This is a genomic window from Streptomyces sp. NPDC051105, assembly GCF_040682795.1.
Taxonomy (GTDB): Bacteria; Actinomycetota; Actinomycetes; order Streptomycetales; family Streptomycetaceae; genus Streptomyces.
This window is the reverse complement of sequence record NZ_JBFBBR010000021.1, coordinates 102,616-123,793: the sequence shown is the minus strand read 5'-3', so window position 1 is coordinate 123,793 and position 21,178 is coordinate 102,616. Positions and strand designations below refer to the sequence as shown.

Sequence of the window (21,178 nt, the reverse complement as noted above, 5' to 3'; positions counted from 1 at the left end):
ACCCCGCCGGAGTACGCCGGATATGGTTCGCGGTCGTCGTTGTCGGGCGTTCGTCCATCTGCTCGCGTCAACCGGCACCCTGCTCGACGTCCAGATGGATCGGACCCCGCATCACGGGGCTGGGCCGGTACGGCGGCGGGTCGGCGACCAGCCTTGGCCGGTCGAGCCGGCGTACCAGCTCGGTCAGCGCGATCTGGGTTTCCCGCCGGGCCAACGGGCCGCCGAAGCACAGGTGGATGCCGCTGCCGAAGCCGAGATGCTGGTTGTCACGCCGGTCGGGGTCGAAGCGGTCCGGATCGTGGAAGCGCTTCGGATCGCGGCTGCCCGAGGCCAACATGAGCATGACCTGCGAGCCCTGGGGGATGACGGTGTCGGCGACGGTGATGTCGCTGTACGCCGCCCGCCAGGGAATGATGTGCACGGGCGGCTCGTAGCGCAGCAGTTCCTCGACCAGTGGCACGACGAGGTCAGGTTCGTCGCGGAGTCGTCGCAGCACCCGCGGGTGGCGCAGCAGCGTCAGCATGCCGTTGGTGATGAGGTTGACGACGGTCTCGTGGCCGGCGATGAGGAACAGCTTGGCGGTGGCGACGATTTCGGCGTCGGCCATCCGACCGTCGGGCCCGTCGTCGTTGGCCAGCCGTGACAGCAGGTCGTCTCCCGGCCGGCCGTGGCGCTGTTCGACCAGCTCGCCGAGGCGCTGGCGCAAGTCCCTGCGGGCCTGTACGCCCTTGTCCAGTTTCTCCTGCGGGTCGGTCTCGGGGTCGTAGTCGACCGAGTTCATGATGTCGTTCACCCAGAGGTGGAACCCCGGCTCGTCCTCGCGTGGCACGCCGAGCAAGCGGCAGGTCACGGTGACGGGGAACGGGAAGGCGAAATCGTCGACGACGTCGATCCGCTCCTTGCCCGCCACATCGTCGATCAGGCTGCCGACCGTGGCGGTCAGGAAGCCTTCAAGTCCGGTCACCAGCCCAGGGGTGTGCGGGGGGCCGAAGTGACGCATCGCCATCCGCCGCAGGCGATCGTGCTCGGGCGAGTCCATGTGGATGAACGACGACGGGGCCTCTTTCTCGCCTGGGGCCCCTCCCTCGACCGGGGCCTCTCCCTCGACCGGTGCCCCTCCCTCGCCGGAGGGCCTTCCCTCGACCGAGGGCATCGGACACGACAGATTGCGCACGTCGGAACTCAGATGTGGGTCATTCAGTACGTCCGTGATCTCGCGATAGGTGCTGATGACGTAGCTGCCGTCGTCCTGCCGAGCCACCGGCGTCCTGCGCAACTCGGCATACAGCGGGTAGGGGTCGGCCCGGGCGGAACAGTCGAAGATCCGTTGTAGCGTGCCGGTTGTGCCGGTTGTGCCGGTCGTGCCGGACGTGCCGGACGTGCCGGACGTGCCGGTCGTGCCGGTCGTGCCGGTCGTGCCGGACGTGCCGGATGTGCCGGTTGTGCCGGTCGTGCCGGTCGTGCCGGTCGTGGTCGTCCGGCCTTCCTCCTGCCGATGCCGATGCCGATGCCGATACCGGTGCACGGCCATGACGCGACGCTCACCCGGGTCATGGCCGGCGACGACCATCGTGGCGCCCCGCGTGACCAGGGCGGGGCCGGGGAAGTCGACGGGCACCGGTTTCATGTCGGACGGCTGGTCCGGCGTGCGGCAGGGGGGCGGGAACGGTGCGGCCGTCTCGATCAACCGCCGGTAGTGGTCGAGCCACCTGCCGTTGTCGAAGCTCACGGCAGCCGTGACGCGGCCCCGACAGCCGTACGCGGTGACGAAACGGCGGTCGTCCAGCGATCCCTGGGTGACGACCACCTCGTCGGCGAAGGTCGGCACGCCGACGGACTTGATGTTGACGCCGAACTGGATCGACCAGAACAGCGGGATGGACAGGTGAGGCCGACGGTCCGCCTGGGCGCTGACCATGTTGTGTGCCGCGACCTCTGCCTGCTCCACGGCGTTGGCCCAGTGCTCCAGTGCGATGAGCCGGTGCTCGTAGACGGGGTTCGGGCAACGTGCCACGTCTCCCGCGGCGAAGACGTCGTCGGTGACGCGGCCATTGATGTCGAGGGCGCGGCACCCCGTGTCACAGGTGATTCCCCACGCGCCCGCCGCCAGCCCCGACTCCCGCAGCCACTCGGTGTTGCGGATGCTCCCGAGTGCCACCACCGCCACATCGGCGTCGACCGTACTGCCGTCGTCGAAGTGAGCACGTCGAAACCGTCCCTGCGCGTCGCCCTCCAGCCGGGTGACCCTGACTCCGCACCGCAGGTCGACACCGTGGGCGCGCTGCATGTCGGCCGCCACCTCGCCGATCATGGCGCCGAACGCCCCGGCCAGTGGGTACGGCGCGAGTTCGGCGACGATCACCGGGATGTCCCGCTCCCGGCAGACGGAGGCGATCTCGGAGCCGGTGAATCCCGCACCGATGACCAGCACCCGGGAGGGCCCGGCGGCGAGGGCCCGCTGCAGGTTCTCGGCATGCTCGCGCGTACGGACGACGAACACCCCGTCCAGCGCCGCTTCGGACTCGACGAACCACGGCCGGGCCCGTACCCCGGTGGAGATCAGCACCCGGTCGAAGGGAACCTCGCGTCCGTCGGCGAGACGCACGTGGTGCGTCCCGAGGTCCAGCCCGTCGGCGGGCACGCCCAGCAGCCACTCGGCGTGGATGCCACGACGGCGGGGCAAGGCGGTGTCCCCGGCCGGCACCCACCCGGTCAGTACCTGCTTGGACAGGGGAGGCCGGTCGTAGGGCTCGCCCAACTCGTCACCGATCATGGTCAACGATCCGGTGAAACCCTCGTCTCGCAGAGCCTCCGCGGCCCGCAGCCCCGCCAGCGAAGCCCCGACGACCACGATGCGGCCAACGCGCCTGAACGCACGCAGGTTGTCGGCACCGGTCATGACGGCGACGCCTCGGCCGGTGCGGGCCGCGCATCCGGCCGGTCGACCAGGATCGCCTGGACCGGGCAGGCCGCCGCCGCGCGGAGCACCTGGTCGCGCTGGGCGTCGTCGGGGTTCGGGTCGTACATGAGCGCTTCCTCCCCGTGCATCCGGAACGCCTCCGGAGCCAGGAACGCGCACTGCGCATACCCCGTACACCGGGCAAGATCAACGACAACTTTCACCCCGACCTCCACAGGGAGTGGGAGCTGCAGACCTTCAAGTCGGTGCCACTCCGGTGCGCGACGAGTGAGGGGCCGGCCGCTGCCCACCCCTGCGAAGTGCGAGTAGGCGCACCGCGCTCGTCGGGTCTCCATGGAAAGAACTGATCATCGCGACCAAGGCGATCGGAGCCTGACCGGGGACGTATCCCTGGGACGTATCCCTGGTTGCGGCTGCATTCTGGTTGCGTGAGCGGCGCTCTTTTGGATTGCCGTTTCAACGGAAACCGTGTGGCACGGTGCGCGGAAATACCGTCAGAGAATCAGCGTAACAGCGGCACCGATACCGGCGAGTCCAACGCTGATCGATTATTAGATGTGCGCAGGCCAGAGACCGGTTCTTCACTTCCTTGGTGTGCCTCTCGGCCTCGCGCCCACAGCAGCGTGATCAAATAGGGCATGGCATCGTCCTGGACCGGTGATCGGGTCCGCCTACGCGCTGTCGAGCCCGACGACTGGACGGCGTTCATGCGCTTCGCCGACGACGACGGGCGGCGCGGGAGCCGGCTGGATCTGCCGCGGTCCGCCGAGAGCTACCGTGCCTGGGCGAGGGAGCAGGCCGTTGCCGAGTGTGATGGCGACCGTTTCCTGTTGGCGGTCGAAGCGACGGCCACGGGAGAACTCGTCGGCACAGTCGGCTCGCATCGCACCGGCCGTCGTTCAGGCTGGTTCGAGTGTGATGTCACGATCGGCGCCGACCACCGGCGCAAGGGCTACGCGGCGGAAGCCGTGGTGCTGCTGCTGCGCTTCATGTTCGCCGAGCGGCGCTATCACAAATGCCTGGCAGCGATCTTCGCCCCCAACGAGGCATCGCTGGCACTTTTCCGTGGGCTGGGCTTCACCGAGGAGGGGCGCTTGCGGGAACACGTTTTCTTCGCCGGCCTCCACCACGACCTCGTCATGATGGGCATGCTCGCCGACGAGTTCGACCAGCGACACACGATGAGCCAACCATGAGCCAACCATGAGCCGGTCAGCCGGTCAGCCGGTCAGGCGGTCAGGCGGTCAGCCGCTCCGAAAGCAGGACTGCCCTCCCTCAGTCGCGCGGGGTGGCGCGCAGGCGCAAGCCGACGGTTGCGAGACCTTCGAGGGTGGTGACCTGGTAGCCGGGTTCCGGTCCGAGCGGCTCACTCAAGTGGTGGCGGCGGGCGGTCTGCGCGGTCAGGAGCGTCAGCATCGCCATGGCCAGAGCGGCTCCCTCACAGCCGTGCGGCCCGGTACCGAAGGAGAGGAAGGCCCCGGGTTCCGCCGGCGAGCCCGGATCATCGAGCCAGCGCTCGGGCTGGAACCGGTCCGGCTCGGCGTACTCCCGTGCGTCGCGGTGGGCGGTGTAAGGGCAGACGAGAACGGTGGATCCGGCGTCGATGGTGTAGTCGGCGAGCTGAGTCTGCCGCGGGGCGCGCCGGGTCAGCAGCCAGCTCGGGGGGTACAGCCGGAGTACCTCGCTCACCAGGGCCTGGGTGTATCGCAGGTTGCCGAGGTGGGTGCTGGTCGTCGCGGCCGGGTCCGCCGGCAGCGAGGCGGCTTCGGCGGCGACGCGGTCCGCCGCCTGGGGGTGCCGGGCCAGGTGGAGCAGGATCCATCCGGCTGCCCGGGAAGGGGTCTCGAAGGTGGCGACGGTGATTCCGGGAAGAGTGTCGAGGACGGCCTCGTCCGGCAGTAGGCCGTAATGGGGAGAGGGCCGGAGCATCTGTCCCAGCATGTCGTCACCGAGCCGACCCGACGAACGACGCCGGCGGACGATGGGCCGCAAAGCCTCGGTGAAGGCGACTTGCTGCCGGGTTCGGAACCGCCGTGCCGGTGTGGGGATCCAGCGTGGCCATACCCAGCGCGAGGGGCGTACGAGCACCTCCCGGGCCAGGAAGAGCTGTGCGGCATAGGGCAGCAGGGCGGGAGCGTCTTCGGAGAAGAGGTAGCTCACGCCGATCTCTGCCAGGGCGTGCCGGACCGGGGGCAGAATCTCGACGTCCTGGCCCGTGGGCAACTGGTCGGCGAATCGAGCGGTACGGGGCGCGATCTCACCGATCCGGGCCGCGACCGCCTGCGCACGTAGTCCGCGCATGCGGGCGGCGTGCGCGTACGCGCGCTCCTCGGGTGTCGGTGCTCCGCTCGACCGCTTCAACGGCGGGAAGAGAGGCGAGGACGCCTTGGGGAAGTCCTGCGCACGGCGCAGGACTGCTTCACACGGCCCGGCCGCAGCGGCTACGTAGACACCCGGTTCCAGCTGCCAGACGTCCCCACACTCTTCAGCGCCACGGCGCGCCACCGCGAGCCGGTCGCGGCTCCAGGCCGCGAAGCTGCCTTCGGGCAACCGCGGCGGCTCATTCCTTCGGCCCATGAGATCGTCCCTGGCTCGCGTACCTGTCCAGGCCGATGTCGTCGGCAGCGTGGCTGGGAACTGGCGGGCGCCCAGGGACGCCCGCCGGCAGTGCGGTCAGTCCTAGTCGTCGCCGGCGTACGCGTCCCATTCATGGGCCCCGTACGCACCGTAGTGGCGGGTGAAGGACAGCTTGCTGAGCAGTTTGGCGATCATGAGGCACTCCTCTCGCCTGTCTTCAGCACCAGTTGCCACACGTGACATCTTGCCACACACGACACATATACGATATGGGGCCCATTCCGGTCATCGGGCGAACGCGGTCACCACTGATCACCGCATTCGGGACCGCGGTAGCGCCACCGCGGAGGGCGGCGAAGGGCAGCCGCGAATACGCCGTCCTCGTCGCCGGCGCCGACAGTCGCATCAACAGATGCCGTTCCGTGGCGCTCGACCAACTGGACGATCCCAGCACTCACTTGGTCCTCCGACGCGTCGCGACTCCGAAAGACCTGGCGTAGGGACACCGCCACCTTCACGGAATCAAAACGCCTGAACCGTCCATAGCGGTTCCCGCTTCGCGTTCAGGTGAACCTTGCGGCCGAGGGCCTGGGCTGCACGAGCGGGGAGCGCTTCTACATGCGCCAGTCCTGGGAGCGCTCCTGAGCCTGCCAGGTCGGGCGGCGCCCCAGGTGGCGCAGTGCTGATGCCGCTGCCCCGGCGCCGCACATGCCGTGCACCCCGGGGCCGGGTGGGGTGGCCGCTGAGCACAGGAACACGCCGGGCAGGCCAGTGGTGTACGGGTCCAGCGCCGGGCGGGCGCCCAGGAGGAGCTGGGAGACCGTCTTCGCTCCGGTGAGGATGTCGCCGCCGGTGAAGTTGGGGTTGGCCGCTGCGAAGTCGGCGGGGCGGGTGACGTGCCGGCCCACGATTCGTTCGCGCACGCCGGGGGCGAAGCGTTCGAGCTGCCGGAGGATCGCCTCCGTGGCGTCGCCGTCGTAGCCGTGCGGGACGTGGGCGTACGTCCAGACGGGGTGGATGTCGCCGACCGACCGGGAGGGGTCGGCAAGGTACTGCTGGCCGACCAGGACGAAGGGCCGCTCGGGCATCCGGCCCTGCGTCACGTCCCGTTCCGCCCGGGCCACTTCGGGGAGCGCGCCGCCGAGGTGCACGGTCCCGGCCCGTCGTGCCTGCTCGTCCCTCCAGGGCACGCCGCCCTCGACGGCCAGGTCCACCTTGAAGGCGCCAGGGCCACGGCGGAAGCGCTGGTACGCGCCCGTCACGCGGGCGGGCAGCCTGTCGCCGTAGAGGGCGGCGACCTGACCGGGATCGAGGTCGAGCAGAGTCACGTCAGCGGGCGGGATCTGCCGCCGGGTGGTGATCCGCGCGCCGGTCTCGATCGTGCCGCCGGCGGCGAGGAGAACCGCGGCCATGCTGCGGGCGATGGACTGCGAGCCGCCCTCCGCGACGGCCCACCCGGCGGCGTGGCCGGAGACGAGGATGCCGAGCCCGATCGCCGAGACGAGCGGGTCCCAGAACGGCCGGAACGCGTGCGCCGCCACCCCGGCCCACAGTGCCTGGGCCTGCGGGGTCCGGAAGAGGCGCGCGAGGACCGCGGGAGGCAGCACGGCCGGGAGGCCGAACCGGGCGAGCAGTAGCGGATGCGCCGGGATCCGCAGCAGCGGACCCATCACGTCGTGCGCGAGGGCGTCCCAGCGCCGCACCGAGGGCTCCACCAGGGCCCGGTAGCGGCGGCCGTCCGGGCCGAGCCCGGCGGCGGTCTTGGTGACGGAGCGCAGCAGGACCCCGGCCGTCCCGTCGTCCAGCGGGTGCACGCAGTCGATCTCCGGCAGCCGCCAGCGCAGCCCGTGGCGTTCGAGGCCGAGGGCCCGGAGCGCGGGCGAGGTGACGGCCATGGGGTGGATGGCCGAACAGTGGTCATGCAGCAGGCCGGGCAGGATCGGCTCGTGGCTGCGCGTGCCGCCGCCGACCTCGTCGGCGGCCTCCAGCAGCGTGACGTCCAGGCCATCCCGCGCGAGGAGGGCCGCAGCGGCGAGCCCGTTGGGCCCGCCGCCGACGACGACCGCGGTCGTCATGACGCCAACCCCATGGGGGGAACGCCGGGCGCCGAGCGCAGCGCACGACGCGACAGGGCACCGCGCACGGGACAGTCCGGGCCGTCGGCGGCCCCGGGCTGCCGGGTCACCATGTCGCCCCCCGTGACCTGGCCTTGTCCGAGCAGGCCAGGGACGGCGTCGTGGATCTCATACGCCACAGTCTGCCGGTGGACGGGTCGGCCTTCCAAATGATCACTAACGTCGGCCGTGCTCTTGTTCCTGGGCGTTTCCATGAGCCGAGGGCCTTGGTGCGTCAGGGCGATATTGCCGGTGACCTGGTCAACCGATCAGGTCCTCACCGAAAGACGGGATTGCGGGGAAGGACCGCTCCGGTGACGCGCAGAGGTCGGTTCCCTTCCCTGGCCTCACGCAAAGCCTTCATGTTCTTCTCGCGGTGTTCCATCCGCTCCGCCAGTTCCGACTCTCCTCCGGAGAGAATCGCAGAGCTGCTCATTTGCTCAACACGCCGGTGAGGCTTCGGGTGCCGGATGGGGGCGGTATCGACCCAGGGGTCACGGATGCATGAATTTCTCTGCCGCCCGGGCTGACCTGGTAGGTGGCGTCACCGTTTCACCCGTCTCGACCAAGCAGGCACGACCATTCAGCCTATGAGAAATTTTCTGAGCATTTGCGATCGGCTCGTCAGGTTCGGCCAAGCCACTCGCGTAAGTCGTTAGTTGGAGCATGCGCCTGCGTAATATTCCAGAGGCAGAGACAGGCGATTCCGTGTGACCGAGAACCGCCAAAACTTCTCCATCCCCCTCACAGGAGCTGGCTCTTCGATGACGCTCAATACCCCTGTCGCGCCTCTGCGGCGCACTTTGTCGGTATGGATCGCGGCGTTACTTGCCGTGGTGATCTCCGCTGTCGTAGTCGCTGTGTCGCCGACCCGGGCAAGTGCCCTCGCCACGTTTGTAGATCTGGGTAGGGCGGACAGCTTCGCGGTACTGGCCGGTTCGGAAACCACCAACACCGGTCCCTCGGTGATCACCGGGGATGTCGGAGTGTCTCCGGGCACGTCCATCAGCGGATACGGGCCGCCCGCCGTGGTGAACGGGACCCAGCACTCCGCGGACACTGTGGCTCAGGACGCCCAGACCGACCTGATCACGGCGTACGACGACGCTGCCGGGCAGCCCTCCGACGGGGCGCTTCCCCCGGACGCCGGTGGCCTGACGCTGGTTCCGGGCGTCTACACCGCTTCCTCCACTCTCGGACTCACCGGCACCCTCACCCTTGATGCCCAGGGGGACCCCAACGCCGTCTGGGTGTTCCAGATCGGTTCGGGGCTGACGACGGCGTCCAGCAGCCGTGTATCCCTCATCAACGGCGCCTCGCCGTGCAATGTGTTCTGGAAGGTCGGCAGTTCGGCCACGCTTGGCACCAGCACCGCCTTCGTGGGCAACATCCTGGCCATGACCTCGATCACTGTCACCACGAGCGCGACCATCGAGGGACGGGCGCTGGCCCGCAACGGTGCCGTGACGCTGGACACCAACACGATCACCCGGCCGCAGTGCGCGACTGGCACTACGGGTGGCACCACGACGGCCGGCACCACTGGCGCGACGACTGCTGGTACCACTGGTGACACGACGGCCGGCACTACTGGCACCACGACTGCTGGTACCACTGGTGACACGACCGCTGGCACTACTGGCACCACGACTGCTGGTACCACCGGTGACACGACCGCTGGCACTACTGGCACCACGACTGCTGGTACCACCGGTGACACGACGGCCGGCACTACTGGCACCACGACTGCCGGTACCACCGGTGACACGACGGCCGGCACTACTGGCACCACGACTGCCGGTACCACCGGTGACACGACGGCCGGCACTTCTGGTGCGACGACCTCCGGTACCACCGGTGCGACGACCTCCGGCACCACCGGTGGCACCTCGGGTGGGAACGGCCATGGCTGCAAACCCGAACACAACGGGTACGGCGACGACTATGGCGACAGCCCCGGCCAGGACGACAGCTACGGCTGTGACCCTGCCTAGCATGCGCGACCCACTCCAGCGGGGTGACTGCTCGCAGGCAGCCACCCACGTGCGCGAGTAGGGCGGGTGGCGTGCGGCGCGGATCGTCATCGACCCCGCCGCACGCCGCAGGCGGAAGCTCAGGAGAACCAGATGAGAGAAGTCGGGGCGGAAGGACCGGACAGGGCCGTGCGGGGTGACATCGCGTCAGCAGATGCTGACGAATCGGCCCAGGCGGGCGCCGGGCCGACCGTACAGAGAGGGAGCGGGAGACCGACTGCGTTCCCAGCGTCTTCAGAGCCGCCCGTCGCGCTGAAGGCCGGAGTACAAGTCGCCGTGGTCCTGTGCCTGGCGGCGGCCCTGGTGCATGTGCTCCTGGTGTTCCTGCAGGTGGCACCGACGAATCCCGTCTCCCGGCAGTACAGCCGGCAGGTCAACGCCTGGGTCTTCCCGTTCTTCGAACAGAACTGGCGGCTCTTCGCTCCGGACCCGGAGTCGGTCAACCGGCGGATTTCGGCAAGGACCATGCACACCACTCCGGACGGCACCGCCGTAGTCAGCGGCTGGTTCGACCTGACCGCCGTCGACACAGCCGCAGTGGAACACGACCCCTTCCCGAGCCACACAGCACAGAACATGCTGCGCAGGGCCTGGACTTCCTACCTCGAAACACACGGCGGCGACGACCGTCCGCGCTCACAACGCGCTCTGATGATCCAGCAGTACCTGCGCAACATCGCAGCGGATCGTCTCGCCGCCCATCGCCACGGCACATTCGAGTCCATCCAGCTGAGGGTGGTCACCGTACCCATCGCCGCACCGAGAGCAGCGGGCGGCCCCGGTCCCGGCTCGGCCGCACCCCGGCCCGCCGACACCCGTTACCTGCCCTGGTGGAAGGTGGCCCGCCATGCGACAGGCTGAGCAGACATCGACCCCGGCAACCACGCCGACGCGCCTCGGGCACGGCGCGGAGCCGGCGGGCGCACACACGCCGCGGCACCTGCCGGCGCGTATCGCGGCGCTCCTCACGCTCCTGCTGGAGCAGCCGATCTCCCTGTACGCCGCGGCGGTTCTGCGCATCGGGTACGGGTTCCTCTACTTCGCCTTCCTGCTGCGCGAGTTTCCTCACCGCGACGAGATCTGGGGTCCCGGCTCACCGTGGACGCCGGCACTCGCCAAGCAGCTCTTCGACCAGACCGGCTGGGCCAGCATCCTCACCCTGTCCGACAGCCGGGCCTACTTCGAGGTCTGCTACACGGCAGCCATCGTCATCTCCGCATTGTTCATGCTGGGCTGGCGGACCAGAGCGGTATCCGTGCTCTTCGCGGTCGTAGTGACGTCGTTCCACGCCAGGTCGATCTTCATGACGGACGGAGGGGACAACCTCATCCTCCTCATGGCCCTCTACCTCGTTGCCACCGCGTGCGGCCGACGCTGGTCCCTCGACGCACGCAGGGCCCGGCTCCGGGCATCCGCCTGCAAGGCAGTCCGGCTTCCGCCGGACCAGGCATCCGGCGAACTGCGACCCCACCTCCGCGACGCGCGCCTGACAGTGATCACGGTGCTGCACAACTGCGGCATGCTCGTCATCGCCGCCCAGGTCTGCTTCCTCTACGGATCCGCGGGCCTGTACAAGGTGCAGGGCGCCTCCTGGGGCAACGGCACCGCCCTCCATTACGCCCTGAATCTCAACCTGTTCCAGCCCTGGCCCGAGCTCTCCGCCATGGCGGACGAACACGACGTACTGATCGCCATCGCCTGCTACCTGACGGTGCTGTTGCAGGTGGCCTTCCCGTTCGTCCTGTTCGGCAGGCTCAAGTACCCCGTCCTGACGATGCTGCTGAGCATGCACCTGGGTATCGTGCTCTTCCTGGGCCTGCCGCTCTTCTCCGGCGCGATGATCGTCGCGGACGCCGTGTTCCTTCCCGACCGCTTCTACCGGTACTTGGCACAGCTGTCGCGGCGAGTCGTGCCGTGGGCCGACGGCAGGGAGGCACCGACTCCGAACCCCGCGGAGGCTGCATCGGTACCTCCGCAGCCGGAACATACCGGCTGAGGCCGACACTGATGGCCCCTGGTCTCTGAGGGAAAACCAGGGGCCGTCTGCCAGGGCAGACGGTCACCGGCGCCAAACGCGTCGTGGTCCCCAACAAAGGTGCCGCTACCGCTCGCTCCGCCCCAGGTCAGAACATCCCGTTTCCCACCGAACCCCGGAGGCGGACTTGGAGAGCGTGTTGGGTGCGACTGCCGCGATGAGGCCGTCAGAGTACTCAGCGGCGGCTTGACGCGTCGATGTGTGACTTGGTGGCGTCGGTGATGAAGTCGTGCGTGCTGGCTGGGCTGAGGGCTCGGGCCTGGAGGTGGTCGTACATCATGGAGTACTGCTGTACGGCGGATTGTCTTTCCAGGTAAAGGTCGCTGGTGAAGCGTTCCAGGTACACCACCCCTGCCTGCGGGCCGTCGGTGAACCGCAGGATGGAGAACTGTCCTGAGAGGCCCGGGTGGGCGCCCACCGTGTAGGGGAGGACTCGCACGGTGATGTGCGGCTCGGCGCCGAGTGCGTTCAGATGCTCCAGCTGCTCACGCATGACGTCGGGACCGCCGACGACACGGCGCAGTGCCGATTCCTCCAGGACGACCCGCAGACGCAGTGGTGAGGTGGGGTCGTAGATCCGGTGCTGCCGGCGTAGCAGCACTTTGAGGCGCCGGGCGGCCTGTGCGGCAGTGATCGAGGGAATCGTTTCCTCGATGACGGCACTGGCGTAGGCAGGGGTCTGCAGCAGGCTGGGAATCACCATGGGCTCATAGGCATGGATCGAGGCGGCGTCCGTCTCGAGGCCGATATGGACGCTGTGGGGGTGCCCTCCGTAGGCGTTCCACCATCCCTGCTGTCCCGACTCCTGGGCCATGCGCATCAGGGAGTCGATGACCTGGTGGTCCGTCACCCCGTAGATGGCGCACAGGTCGCGTACATCGCGGGGGCTGATGGCACGGCGGCCGTTCTCCATATGGCTGATCTTGGGCTGGGAGACCATGAGCCGCTCAGCCACTTCCGTGCTCTTCAGCCCGCTGTCATGGCGGAGCCGGCGCAGTTCGGCCCCCAGACGGCGTCTCCTCACGGTGGGACTGATGATCACCGTCATGGGCGGGGTACCTCCGGATCCACGTTGTTGTCAGATCCGAAGGCTGCCATGGAGCACGACTTGTCGATCATGTGCCATGCCGTCGTGTGCGTTGACCGGTGAAACGGACTGTGACGTTGTCATTTTCCTTTCCTGTGCCGACACGTCGGCTCTTCGTGCCGCTGCGTCCCGGGGTTGGGCGAGGCCGTCCGGGGCGGCGCCGAGCGAGGCGCGGTGATCTGCGAGGTTCCCGTGGTCGCCCGGCCCCGGATCGCCCGCTCACCGCACACGCTCCGGGCGGGGGCTGCGGATTCGACGACGCGTGCCGCAGGACCGGCCGGGCTGGTGAGGAGATCGTCCGGCAGGCCGGAGCGCGGGAAGTCGTTGCCGGTGAGGGCGAGGATGCGAGCCGGCACCGGAGGCGGCTGGTGCAACCGAAAGGACCCACCGGCCACGGCGGTGGCCCACGACGCGTGGAGAAGACGTTGAGACCGGTCACCTAGCAGAAGATGACCGTGGTCAGATCTACGTCGACGACGCGGATGCCGTTGAGCAGGCGTCGTCCCGGCGGACTCGCGCACGAGGCCCGCCCGATCGCGGGAGCGGGGCCCCCAGGCGCCGTCGATCAGTGCTGGAGCGGTGCCGGCGAGTGCCAGTTCGAGTCTGAGCGGTGACGACGAAGCAGGAATTCGGTCTTCGACCGCGGGCCTCAACAGAATGGTCGCGGTCATGATGCGGACCCAACCCCGGCCCGGTCATGCCCGCCCGGCTGTGGTGAATCGCCGGGAACGACACCGGCATGGAATCCGGTGGACGAAATTCTCTCGGTAATCACCAGGCTACTCCTCGTCGACGCCTGACTGACCGATGCGGGCCTGCAGGCCGAGATGCGGGCCCGCAGGCTGGACGGAACACGGGGCCACGGCGGCAGACCGGACTGGAAGAGCGCCCCGGGCATACGATCCGCGAATTCGGGTGAACGCGCCGGACAATCGGAAATATGAATTTACCAATACCTGCCGTGCATTTGGGGGTTTAATTCCCGGCGATCTCAACTCTCCTTCGATTGCCGTTGCCGCGCAAAGATTTCTCCGTAATATGCAGCGACCAGATCCAGGCTCCCGGGCAATTTGGCAGGGCCCGGTACGCCACGGCCCCCACAGAAAATGGCCTCTCGATGAAGCTGAAAATCCCTCAAACAGCTCGCCGCCGCGCCTTGCCCGGCTTGCTGGCTTCGGCCCTCGCCTCCACGGTTGCCGCGGCGACGGTCATCATGACGCCCGCGCAGGCTGTCGCCATCGCTACGCCCGTACCGCTCGCCACGGCCGCGAGCTACTCCGTTCTGGCAGGTGCGGGAGTCACCAATACCGGCCCCTCGCTGATCAGCCACGACCTCGGGACGCACCCGACCCCGGCCATCACGGGCTTCCCGCCCGGCCAGGTGCTCGGCGCTGTGCACGCCGCCGACGCCGAAGCGCTGCAGGCCAAGTCCGACCTGGTCACGGCGTACAACCAGGCGGCCGGCCAGGCGGAGGACTTTGCGCTCGCGGCGGGAATCGGAACTGGCACCACGCTTATCCCGGGCGTCTACACCGCTTCATCCGGTGTCGGACTCACCGGCGATCTGATCCTGGATGCCAAGGGGAACCCGAATTCCGTTTGGGTCTTCCAGATTCCGGAAGCCCTGACGACTGCTTCCTCCAGCCGAGTGCTCCTGACGAACGGCGCTTCGCCGTGCAACGTGTACTGGCAAATCGGGAGTTCGGCCACGCTGGGCACCACCTCGACCTTCGTGGGCACCATCATGGCGCTGACGGACATCCACGTGACCACCGGCACGAACATCGAGGGCCGGGCGCTGGCCCGCAACGGTGAGGTGACGCTCGACAACAACCGCATCTTCCTCAACAACTGCGCGACCAGCACGACCGGTGGCACCACGACCGGCACCACGAGCGGTACGACGACCGGCACCACGACCGGTACGACGACGGGCACCACGACCGGTACGACGACCGGTGGCACCACGACGACGGGTACGACCACCGGTACGACGACCGGAACCACGAGCGGCACGACGACCGGAACCACGAGTGGCGGTACGACGACCGGCACCACCCTTGGCGTGACCGGTGGCGGTCTGGTCAGCGGGGGTCTGGTCACTGGTGGCCTGCTGGGCGGGCCGATCGTCGGGACCGGCGGCACCTCGGGGAACGTCTCCGGTAACACCGCCGGGAACACCTCGGGCAACACCGCGGGGAACAACGGCACTTCTGGGAACACGTCGGGCAACACCGGCGGGGACACCGCGGGTGGGCACGGCGGCAAGCCCGGTGAGCATGACAACAAGCCCGGCGGCCCGGGCCACGGCGGCGGCCATCACGAGCATGGCAAGCCGGGCGAGGAGCATCAGGGCGGGCCCGGCAAGCCGGAGAACGGCAAGCCTGAGAACGGCAAGCCGGAGCACGGCAAGCCTGAAAACGGCAAGCCGGAGCACGGCAAGCCGGAGCACGGCGAGGACTACGCCAACTCCGACTACGGCAAGTACGACTTCGGCAAGTACGCCAACTACGGGTATGGCAACACACCGAAGTCCGAAGGCCACGAAGGCTAGGCGGCAGGCTGCGGGAGGTCCGTACATCGGATGACGGCGCGCGGCGGGATCCCCTCGATTCCGCCGCGCGCCGCCGGTGTCGGCCAGTCCGTAGAGACCTCAGGCGCCGGGCAGCGGATACGAGAAGGCAAGGTGGGCGGTGTCGAGCGGAATTGATTCAGCGCGCGTGCGGGAAACCGGGGAGTCCGATGCCGGTCCGCATCCACGGGAGGGGTACGACGGCGGGGACCCACCCGGCGAGCGGTCCGCAGGTGCCAGGGCGCTGAGAGCGGGGCTGCACACTGCCGTCCTCCTGTGTCTGGTGACGACCCTGGTCCATCTCGGCGCCGTCTTTCTTCATGTGGCACCTGCCAACTCCGTCTCAAGGCGGTACAGCCGGCAGGTCGACGCATGGGTGTATCCCCTCTTCGAACAGAACTGGCGGCTCTTCGCCCCCAACCCCGACTCGGTCAACCGGCAGGTCCTGGCGAGAACCGCGCACACCGCGTCCAACGGCTCGATGCGGGTCGGTCCGTGGATCGACCTGACCGCCATGGACCGTGCCGCGGTCGAGCACAACCCGTTTCCGAGTCATACGGCCCAGAACCTCCTGCGCCGGGCCTGGGCCTCCTACGTCGACACGCACGGAGCAGATGACACCGCACGCTCGGACCGGGCCGTGATGATGCAGAAGTATCTGAGCAACATCGCCGCCGACCGCCTCGCCGACCATGACGACGGCCGCACCTTCGAGTTCGTCCAGCTCCGGGTCGTCACGCTGCCCGTGGCCCCGCCCGGCACGCCGGCCGGGCACCGGCCGCCGTCGCCGGTGGAGAACCGGCTCCTGCCCTGGTGGAAGGTGACCCCCTATGGGAAATGAGCAGATCCGTGAATTCCCCGCCAAGGCGGCGGACACGCAGGACCGGCCCATGGGCCACGACGCATGGACCGCAGACGCGTTCTGCCGTCGGCTCCTCGCCCGAGCCGACGCCTTGTGGGCACTTGTCACCGGCCGGCCGGTGTCCCTGTACGCCACGTCGGTTCTGCGCATCGGCTACGGGCTGCTCTACCTGGTCTTTCTCCTGCGCGAATTCCCGCACCGGTACGAGATCTGGGGGCCCGGCTCCCCGTGGACGCCCGCCTTGGCGGCACAGCTCTTCGACCAGACGGGCTGGTACAGCTTCCTGATCCTTGCGGACGGCCGTGCCTACTTCGAGCTGTGCTACGTGCTGGCTCTCGTGACGTCCGCGCTGTTCATGCTGGGCTGGCGGACCCGGGCCACGTCCGTCCTCTTCGCCGTCGTGGTGACCTCGTTCCACGCCAGAGCGATCTTCATGACGGACGGGGGCGACAATCTCGTCCTGCTGATGGCGCTCTATCTCGCGCTCACCGCGTGCGGCCGGCGCTGGTCCCTGGACGCGCGCCGAAAGCGGATCAAGGCGGCACGGGCGGACAACGCGCCGGAGCAGGTGCGAAGTTCTCCCGCTCAGCAGCTCCGTGCGGCGCGCGGCAAGCTGGTCACGGTGGTGCACAACTGCGGCGTCTTCGTCATCGCGGTGCAGGTCTGCCTTCTGTACGGATCGGCCGGCCTGTACAAGGTGCAGGGCTCCTTCTGGGACGACGGCACGGCCCTCCACTACGTGCTGAACCTCGACCTCTTCCAGCCCTGGCCCGAGCTCTCCCATCTCCTGGACCAGTACCCGCTCCTGATCGCGATCGTCGGTTACCTGACCGTTCTCACACAGGTCGCCTTCCCGTTCGTGCTCTTCGGCAGGCTCAAGTACCCCGTGCTCGTCATGCTGCTGGGCATGCACATCGGTATCGCGCTGATCCTGGGACTGCCTCTCTTCTCGGGCACGATGATCATCGCGGACGCCGTGTTCCTTCCCGACCGCTTCTACGCTTCCCTGCCCCACCTCGCCCGGCGCGCAGCCCGGAGATCCGGCGTCCGGACCCCGGCACCCCGGCAGGGAGCAGGGCTCGGATCCGTACCCGCGCAGGGCGGCCGCTCGGCTTGCCAGGAGGGGAGCAGGCCGATGTCCCGTCCGGGAACCGGTCGCAGCGGTCCGGCGCCGTCCGGGCCGACGGTGACGGAATAGGAGCCGTGCGGGAAAATCAGGTCGATCGCAGGGGCCCGTCGACATCGGTCAACCCGGCCTGCGCCTCGGTCGATCTTCCGCTGAGGCCCGCCGCCGGGCGCTGCTGTTCGTGCTGGTTGGTGTCAGCCGCTGATGTCAGCCGCCGCACGCGGTCTTCACAGGGGGGCGACGCTGTTGAGCGAATGGAGCTGTCCCTGGCGTGGCGGAGGATGGTGCTCATGTGCGCTCTTTTCGACCCCCCTGAGCCTCGCCGCGTCTCGCCGGGCGAGTACCCAGTGTGGGACCAGGCTCTCGCCCTTCTGAACCGGGACCTGGCGGTGACGCTTCCCCAGCTGGAACCTCTGCAACTGCTGGCTCTTCCGTCCTACGATACGGATGAGCGGGAGAACGTCTACGTCGCCATGGCCAACGGCGAGTGGCACGGCAATTACCTGGACCCGAACTCGCAGGACAGCCTTGCCTCTGCGCTGGCGAGCGTTGCCGATGCGGCACAGGAGACTGTCATGGAGCTTTTGTGGCAGGCGTGGCCCCTGTGCCCCGAGCACGGCCTGGGCATGCATCCACTGGAGGATGCACAGGAGCGACTGTTCTGGTGGTGCGCGGGAGAACGGTTGCGTTGCGGTCCGGCTCATATCCACGCGGCCGTGGGTGCACTCGACGCGTTGGGATCACCCATCCGTAAACGGTCTTGAAAACCGTCGTGGCGCGAGTCACCGTGGGTTAGGAGCGAGGTTGGGTGAGTGCTGCTCTGAGCTGCGAACTGCCCGCATGGGCTGATCGAGGGTCAGCCACCCGTCGGCCACCGCCATTCCCCGTGGCTCTCCGCTGGGTCTGGCACGGGTGTGGCACGGGGAACTTCTGATCCGTAGCTCTATGCGGAGCGGCTGTTGGGGGTCATCCGGTCCTGACGCGGCTCTTCGAGGGTGCCACCGGTCGGGCTCGGCTGCTGGGGTTGCTGTACTGCGCTGCTGTACTCGCTACAGGTTGATCAGTCTCGGGTGGGCACCTGGACGCCCGTACGCCAGGATGCGCGGCAGCACCTCGCGCATGCGTGCCACGTCGACCGCCGGCGCCCGCAGCAAGGCCTCGACGATGGGGTCGGCCAAGCCGAGCGCGTCCAGCGACGAAGGGTCCCCACGTCACCCGGCACGTTTCCGTCCAGTTTTACCTCACGCACACAGCTATATGCGGTGCCCTGGTCCGGCGTGACAAGACAGTGGGTGTCCATCCCCAAGGACACTCCCTGCGCGTCGGGCTCCTCGATGTCGCACATGAACAACAGGGAGAACCCATCCTCGTCGTCCGACTCGGCCACACCCGCCCTCACGCAGTCGTCTTGATCCGGTGTCAGTCCTCGATCGGTTCGCGTGCCCAGGCGTAGGGCATCGCCTCCGCCTTGTCCAGGCCCCAAGGCCGGGGATACCTGGCCTGGCAGTTGGTGCAGCGCGCCACGAAGGTTCCGACCTCCGGGTTTGTCAGGATGCTGTAGTGCGATCTCGGCTCTGCTCGGATCACATAGCCGTTGGCCGTGGTCTCCAGCGCCGGTAATTGAGGGCTGCAACGGCAGGGGTGTTCTTCGCGAACGTTTCGCCTTCTGGGGCGTTGTGGGTGATCTTGAGCGTTTCGAAGAACTTGTTCATTGCTTTTCGTTCTCGCCGCGCCTGCCCCCATTGACGCATCCTGTGCCCCCACCAGCGTTGATCCCTTAGGCCATCCCGGGTGGGACGGTCTTGGCGCATCACGAGACGCATCTGACCCTCTGTCACCTCTCCCCGCATCTCGGGGGAACCTCAGACACCGGAACTGTCCACCACCACGCCCGCATCACCAGGACTCGGCCTCCAGGAAGAGTGTGATCACCTCAGCGAAGAACCAGACGGAGAACACCAGGCATGCAAGCCACAGCCCCCACAAGGCCCAGCGGACCTCTCGTCGTGTGCGCATGAGCGGATCATGCCCCTTCTCGGCCGGCCCTGTCACCGGCCCGGTTCTCCCACCGCTCACCCCAGCTCCCACCCTGCCGCCCGCCAACAGGAAGTCCGCCGTGTTCGGCCTGCTCACGGACCCGTTGTACGAGGCGGAACAGCAACTGCGCACGCTGATCCAACCGGCCATCGTGAAAGCCGAGATGACTGCCCGCCTCGCCAAGGAAGCGGCAGACAAGGCCACCGCCAAAGCAGCATCTGCGAGCGCGACGAGCGGGACGAGATGGTCGCCACAGCGATCGCGCTGGCGCAGACCGCGGACACCGTGAGCATGCCCGCCAAACCGCAGTTGCTCGCCGACGACACCACGGCCGAGACGGTCACCTCGCGGACGGCGGAGCAAGGCGGCCGGATCGCCGTCATGTCCGCGGAGGGCGACATCTTCGACATCATCGCCGGACGCTACTCCGGCAAGCGGCTACGACTCTGGACCAACTCCTCAGAGAATTGGGCATATTTCACGGCACCGTGGCTCCCAATGAATGGTCCGGCTCGCGCAGTACGTCCGTGCGCTCGTCTCAGAGGCAACGATCTGCGGCAGGTCGCCCCAAAGATGGCGGTATCCGGGCTGGCCTGCTACTCCAATGCCTTGGGGGACGTATGGGAGTGCGTATCAACAAGTCGTTCAAGATCGCGCCAGGCGTGCGCGTCCGACTCGGCAACAAGTCGAGCAGCCTGAGTATCGGAGGCAAGGCCGGTCGGGTCACCATGAACACCCGAGGGCGCCGGACCACGACAGTGCGCCTTGCCCCTGGAGTGTCCTACTCCACCTCGTCCTCCAGCCACACAACGCCCAAGTCCTGCTCGGCCGCTATGCGAAATGCATCGACGGGCGCCAGGAGATCGCCAACCGGAAGATTGAAGATCTCCTGAGCGAGTATGAGTGAATTGGGCCGCTCGGCGAACAGCCCCAGCCTCTACGGGGTGGGGGCTTCGTCGTGTACTGGCCGCACTTTCTAAGCCGCTGGTTGCTGGATGCACCTGTCGCGTCGATTTCCCTCTCGCTGATGCGCGGGCGCCCCAGGAGTCCCGTCCGGTTCGCCCTCTACGCACGGACGGGCAGGGTGCTGACCCTCGCTGTATGGGGGCTTCAAAGAAGTCGACGCGCAGGCTGGGTGGGGCACGGCTGCTGTGCCCGTATTGCGGTCTGCCGCAGGAACGGGTGGCGACGATCGAACACGACTGGGTGCTGTTGGAGCCCGACATGGCTCCGCTCGCCCACCTGGTGCCGGCGGAGTATCGGTGGATCGAGACGTCCGATGGGCGGGTGGCGGTGTACGGCGTCTGTCCTCCCGATCCGTTCCAGCGGTGCCGCATCGAGCATCGTCTGGCCTGTCCCGAGCAAGCCCTGCCGGACCTGTGGCCATGGCTGACGAGCCTGCGTGGGGAGAACGCCCGGCAAGCCGAGCGGTTGAACGAGCCCGAGCCGCCCCGTCCTCCTGAGGAGTGGCCGGACGCCGGATGACGGGCACGGCGAAATTGCTGGACTGACCTGGGGCGACGCTCCAAGATCCTGTCCGCAAATAGTCCACAGAGGCCCTCATGGTGCTGCTCAACGCCGCATACGCCTGCATATACAAGAAGCCCCCGGCCTCAGCGTTTCCGCTGGTGACGGGGTCTTTGGGCACCTAATCCAAGGTGCCCCCGGCAGGATTCGAACCTGCGCACCCGGCTCCGGAGAGCATGATTAAGGGGAGTACTTGTGCGGCTCTGACCTGCGAGGATGTGGTGTGATGAGTACTGGCCGTTCTTTTCCACGCGCCACTCACACGCGACTGAAGTTGCTGACGGCCGT

General features: G+C 68.0%; 17 protein-coding genes and 2 pseudogenes. 11 read left to right on the top strand and 8 right to left on the bottom strand.

Going from position 1 to position 21,178, the window contains the following annotated elements:
* Positions 1 to 67: 67 nt before the first annotated feature.
* From AB0N16_RS37040 to AB0N16_RS37030, 3 genes and pseudogenes are all read right to left on the bottom strand, one after another.
* On the bottom strand, positions 68 to 1,531 hold the full coding sequence (locus AB0N16_RS37040; RefSeq protein ID WP_365804653.1) for a cytochrome P450: 1,464 nt from the start codon (positions 1,529 to 1,531) through the stop codon (positions 68 to 70).
* Positions 1,532 to 2,899: pseudogene (locus AB0N16_RS37035) on the bottom strand (FAD/NAD(P)-binding oxidoreductase); the annotation flags it as partial. It lies immediately after the preceding gene.
* Entirely contained in the window at positions 2,896 to 3,123 is a 228-nt protein-coding gene (locus AB0N16_RS37030; RefSeq protein WP_365804610.1) for a ferredoxin, read from the bottom strand. The gene AB0N16_RS37030 and the pseudogene AB0N16_RS37035, both read right to left, overlap by 4 nt.
* 435 nt (positions 3,124 to 3,558) lie before the next feature.
* On the opposite strand from AB0N16_RS37030, the gene AB0N16_RS37025 reads away from it, so the two are divergent.
* Complete coding sequence (locus AB0N16_RS37025; protein ID WP_365804608.1) at positions 3,559 to 4,116, top strand: GNAT family protein; 558 nt, start codon at positions 3,559 to 3,561, stop codon at positions 4,114 to 4,116.
* A 79-nt stretch (positions 4,117 to 4,195) separates the two neighbouring features.
* Here the strand turns inward: AB0N16_RS37025 and AB0N16_RS37020 are convergent, their stop codons facing one another.
* Together AB0N16_RS37020 and AB0N16_RS37015 are read right to left on the bottom strand one after the other, a co-directional pair.
* On the bottom strand, positions 4,196 to 5,221 hold the full coding sequence (locus AB0N16_RS37020) for a cytochrome P450 (protein WP_365804606.1): 1,026 nt from the start codon (positions 5,219 to 5,221) through the stop codon (positions 4,196 to 4,198).
* 890 nt (positions 5,222 to 6,111) lie between these two features.
* Positions 6,112 to 7,572 carry an NAD(P)/FAD-dependent oxidoreductase gene (locus AB0N16_RS37015; protein WP_365804604.1) on the bottom strand — a complete coding sequence of 487 codons (1,461 nt, stop codon included), beginning with the start codon at positions 7,570 to 7,572 and terminating at the stop codon, positions 6,112 to 6,114.
* A gap of 803 nt (positions 7,573 to 8,375) precedes the next feature.
* Here AB0N16_RS37015 and AB0N16_RS37010 point away from each other — a divergent pair.
* The 3 genes from AB0N16_RS37010 (at position 8,376) to AB0N16_RS37000 (ending at position 11,640) form a co-directional block, all read left to right on the top strand.
* Positions 8,376 to 9,605 carry an ice-binding family protein gene (locus AB0N16_RS37010; RefSeq protein ID WP_365804602.1) on the top strand — a complete coding sequence of 410 codons (1,230 nt, stop codon included), beginning with the start codon at positions 8,376 to 8,378 and terminating at the stop codon, positions 9,603 to 9,605.
* Between the two features lie 315 nt (positions 9,606 to 9,920).
* Positions 9,921 to 10,505 (top strand): DUF5819 family protein, encoded by a 585-nt coding sequence (locus tag AB0N16_RS37005; RefSeq protein WP_365804600.1) that lies wholly within the window; start codon positions 9,921 to 9,923, stop codon positions 10,503 to 10,505.
* Positions 10,492 to 11,640, top strand: coding sequence for an HTTM domain-containing protein (locus AB0N16_RS37000; protein WP_365804598.1), 1,149 nt, complete (start codon positions 10,492 to 10,494; stop codon positions 11,638 to 11,640). The genes AB0N16_RS37005 and AB0N16_RS37000 overlap by 14 nt, the downstream gene beginning before the upstream one ends.
* Positions 11,641 to 11,854: 214 nt before the next feature.
* Here AB0N16_RS37000 and AB0N16_RS36995 read toward each other — a convergent pair whose 3' ends face one another.
* On the bottom strand, positions 11,855 to 12,727 hold the full coding sequence (locus AB0N16_RS36995; RefSeq protein ID WP_365804595.1) for a helix-turn-helix transcriptional regulator: 873 nt from the start codon (positions 12,725 to 12,727) through the stop codon (positions 11,855 to 11,857).
* Between the two features lie 1,156 nt (positions 12,728 to 13,883).
* Here AB0N16_RS36995 and AB0N16_RS36990 point away from each other — a divergent pair.
* From AB0N16_RS36990 to AB0N16_RS36980, 3 genes are all read left to right on the top strand, one after another.
* On the top strand, positions 13,884 to 15,320 hold the full coding sequence (locus AB0N16_RS36990) for an ice-binding family protein (RefSeq protein ID WP_365804651.1): 1,437 nt from the start codon (positions 13,884 to 13,886) through the stop codon (positions 15,318 to 15,320).
* 301 nt (positions 15,321 to 15,621) lie between these two features.
* On the top strand, positions 15,622 to 16,179 hold the full coding sequence (locus AB0N16_RS36985; RefSeq protein ID WP_365804593.1) for a DUF5819 family protein: 558 nt from the start codon (positions 15,622 to 15,624) through the stop codon (positions 16,177 to 16,179).
* Positions 16,169 to 17,398 (top strand): HTTM domain-containing protein, encoded by a 1,230-nt coding sequence (locus AB0N16_RS36980; protein ID WP_365804591.1) that lies wholly within the window; start codon positions 16,169 to 16,171, stop codon positions 17,396 to 17,398. The genes AB0N16_RS36985 and AB0N16_RS36980 overlap by 11 nt, the downstream gene beginning before the upstream one ends.
* A 16-nt stretch (positions 17,399 to 17,414) precedes the next feature.
* Here AB0N16_RS36980 and AB0N16_RS36975 read toward each other — a convergent pair whose 3' ends face one another.
* Complete coding sequence (locus AB0N16_RS36975) at positions 17,415 to 17,618, bottom strand: hypothetical protein (protein WP_365804588.1); 204 nt, start codon at positions 17,616 to 17,618, stop codon at positions 17,415 to 17,417.
* A 97-nt stretch (positions 17,619 to 17,715) separates the two neighbouring features.
* On the opposite strand from AB0N16_RS36975, the gene AB0N16_RS36970 reads away from it, so the two are divergent.
* Complete coding sequence (locus AB0N16_RS36970; RefSeq protein ID WP_365804586.1) at positions 17,716 to 18,090, top strand: hypothetical protein; 375 nt, start codon at positions 17,716 to 17,718, stop codon at positions 18,088 to 18,090.
* A gap of 285 nt (positions 18,091 to 18,375) precedes the next feature.
* Here AB0N16_RS36970 and AB0N16_RS36965 read toward each other — a convergent pair whose 3' ends face one another.
* Positions 18,376 to 18,504 (bottom strand): hypothetical protein, encoded by a 129-nt coding sequence (locus AB0N16_RS36965; RefSeq protein WP_365804584.1) that lies wholly within the window; start codon positions 18,502 to 18,504, stop codon positions 18,376 to 18,378.
* A gap of 911 nt (positions 18,505 to 19,415) precedes the next feature.
* Here AB0N16_RS36965 and AB0N16_RS36960 point away from each other — a divergent pair.
* From AB0N16_RS36960 to AB0N16_RS36950, 3 genes and pseudogenes are all read left to right on the top strand, one after another.
* Positions 19,416 to 19,795 (top strand): annotated as a pseudogene (locus AB0N16_RS36960) (DUF3987 domain-containing protein); the annotation flags it as partial.
* A gap of 188 nt (positions 19,796 to 19,983) precedes the next feature.
* The gene (locus tag AB0N16_RS36955) at positions 19,984 to 20,256 is read left to right on the top strand and encodes a DUF4236 domain-containing protein (protein WP_365804582.1); all 273 of its coding nucleotides are present in this window, start codon (positions 19,984 to 19,986) and stop codon (positions 20,254 to 20,256) included.
* Positions 20,257 to 20,464: 208 nt separating this feature from the next.
* Positions 20,465 to 20,848, top strand: a complete 384-nt coding sequence (locus tag AB0N16_RS36950) for a DUF6083 domain-containing protein (RefSeq protein WP_365804580.1) — start codon at positions 20,465 to 20,467, stop codon at positions 20,846 to 20,848.
* The last annotated feature ends 330 nt before the right edge of the window (positions 20,849 to 21,178 follow it).

What these genes read in the sequence shown, in the direction of transcription:
- AB0N16_RS37000 (WP_365804598.1), top strand. Translation starts at nt 10,492, where the DNA reads ATGCGACAGGCTGAGCAGACATCGACCCCGGCAACCACGCCGACGCGC.
- AB0N16_RS37025 (WP_365804608.1), top strand. Translation starts at nt 3,559, where the DNA reads ATGGCATCGTCCTGGACCGGTGATCGGGTCCGCCTACGCGCTGTCGAG.
- AB0N16_RS36990 (WP_365804651.1), top strand. Translation starts at nt 13,884, where the DNA reads ATGAAGCTGAAAATCCCTCAAACAGCTCGCCGCCGCGCCTTGCCCGGC.
- AB0N16_RS36950 (WP_365804580.1), top strand. Translation starts at nt 20,465, where the DNA reads ATGGGGGCTTCAAAGAAGTCGACGCGCAGGCTGGGTGGGGCACGGCTG.
- AB0N16_RS36995 (WP_365804595.1), bottom strand. Translation starts at nt 12,727, where the DNA reads ATGACGGTGATCATCAGTCCCACCGTGAGGAGACGCCGTCTGGGGGCC.
- AB0N16_RS37020 (WP_365804606.1), bottom strand. Translation starts at nt 5,221, where the DNA reads ATGCGCGGACTACGTGCGCAGGCGGTCGCGGCCCGGATCGGTGAGATC.
- AB0N16_RS37040 (WP_365804653.1), bottom strand. Translation starts at nt 1,531, where the DNA reads ATGGCCGTGCACCGGTATCGGCATCGGCATCGGCATCGGCAGGAGGAA.
- AB0N16_RS36955 (WP_365804582.1), top strand. Translation starts at nt 19,984, where the DNA reads ATGGGAGTGCGTATCAACAAGTCGTTCAAGATCGCGCCAGGCGTGCGC.
- AB0N16_RS37015 (WP_365804604.1), bottom strand. Translation starts at nt 7,572, where the DNA reads ATGACGACCGCGGTCGTCGTCGGCGGCGGGCCCAACGGGCTCGCCGCT.
- AB0N16_RS37010 (WP_365804602.1), top strand. Translation starts at nt 8,376, where the DNA reads ATGACGCTCAATACCCCTGTCGCGCCTCTGCGGCGCACTTTGTCGGTA.
- AB0N16_RS36980 (WP_365804591.1), top strand. Translation starts at nt 16,169, where the DNA reads ATGGGAAATGAGCAGATCCGTGAATTCCCCGCCAAGGCGGCGGACACG.
- AB0N16_RS36975 (WP_365804588.1), bottom strand. Translation starts at nt 17,618, where the DNA reads ATGAGCACCATCCTCCGCCACGCCAGGGACAGCTCCATTCGCTCAACA.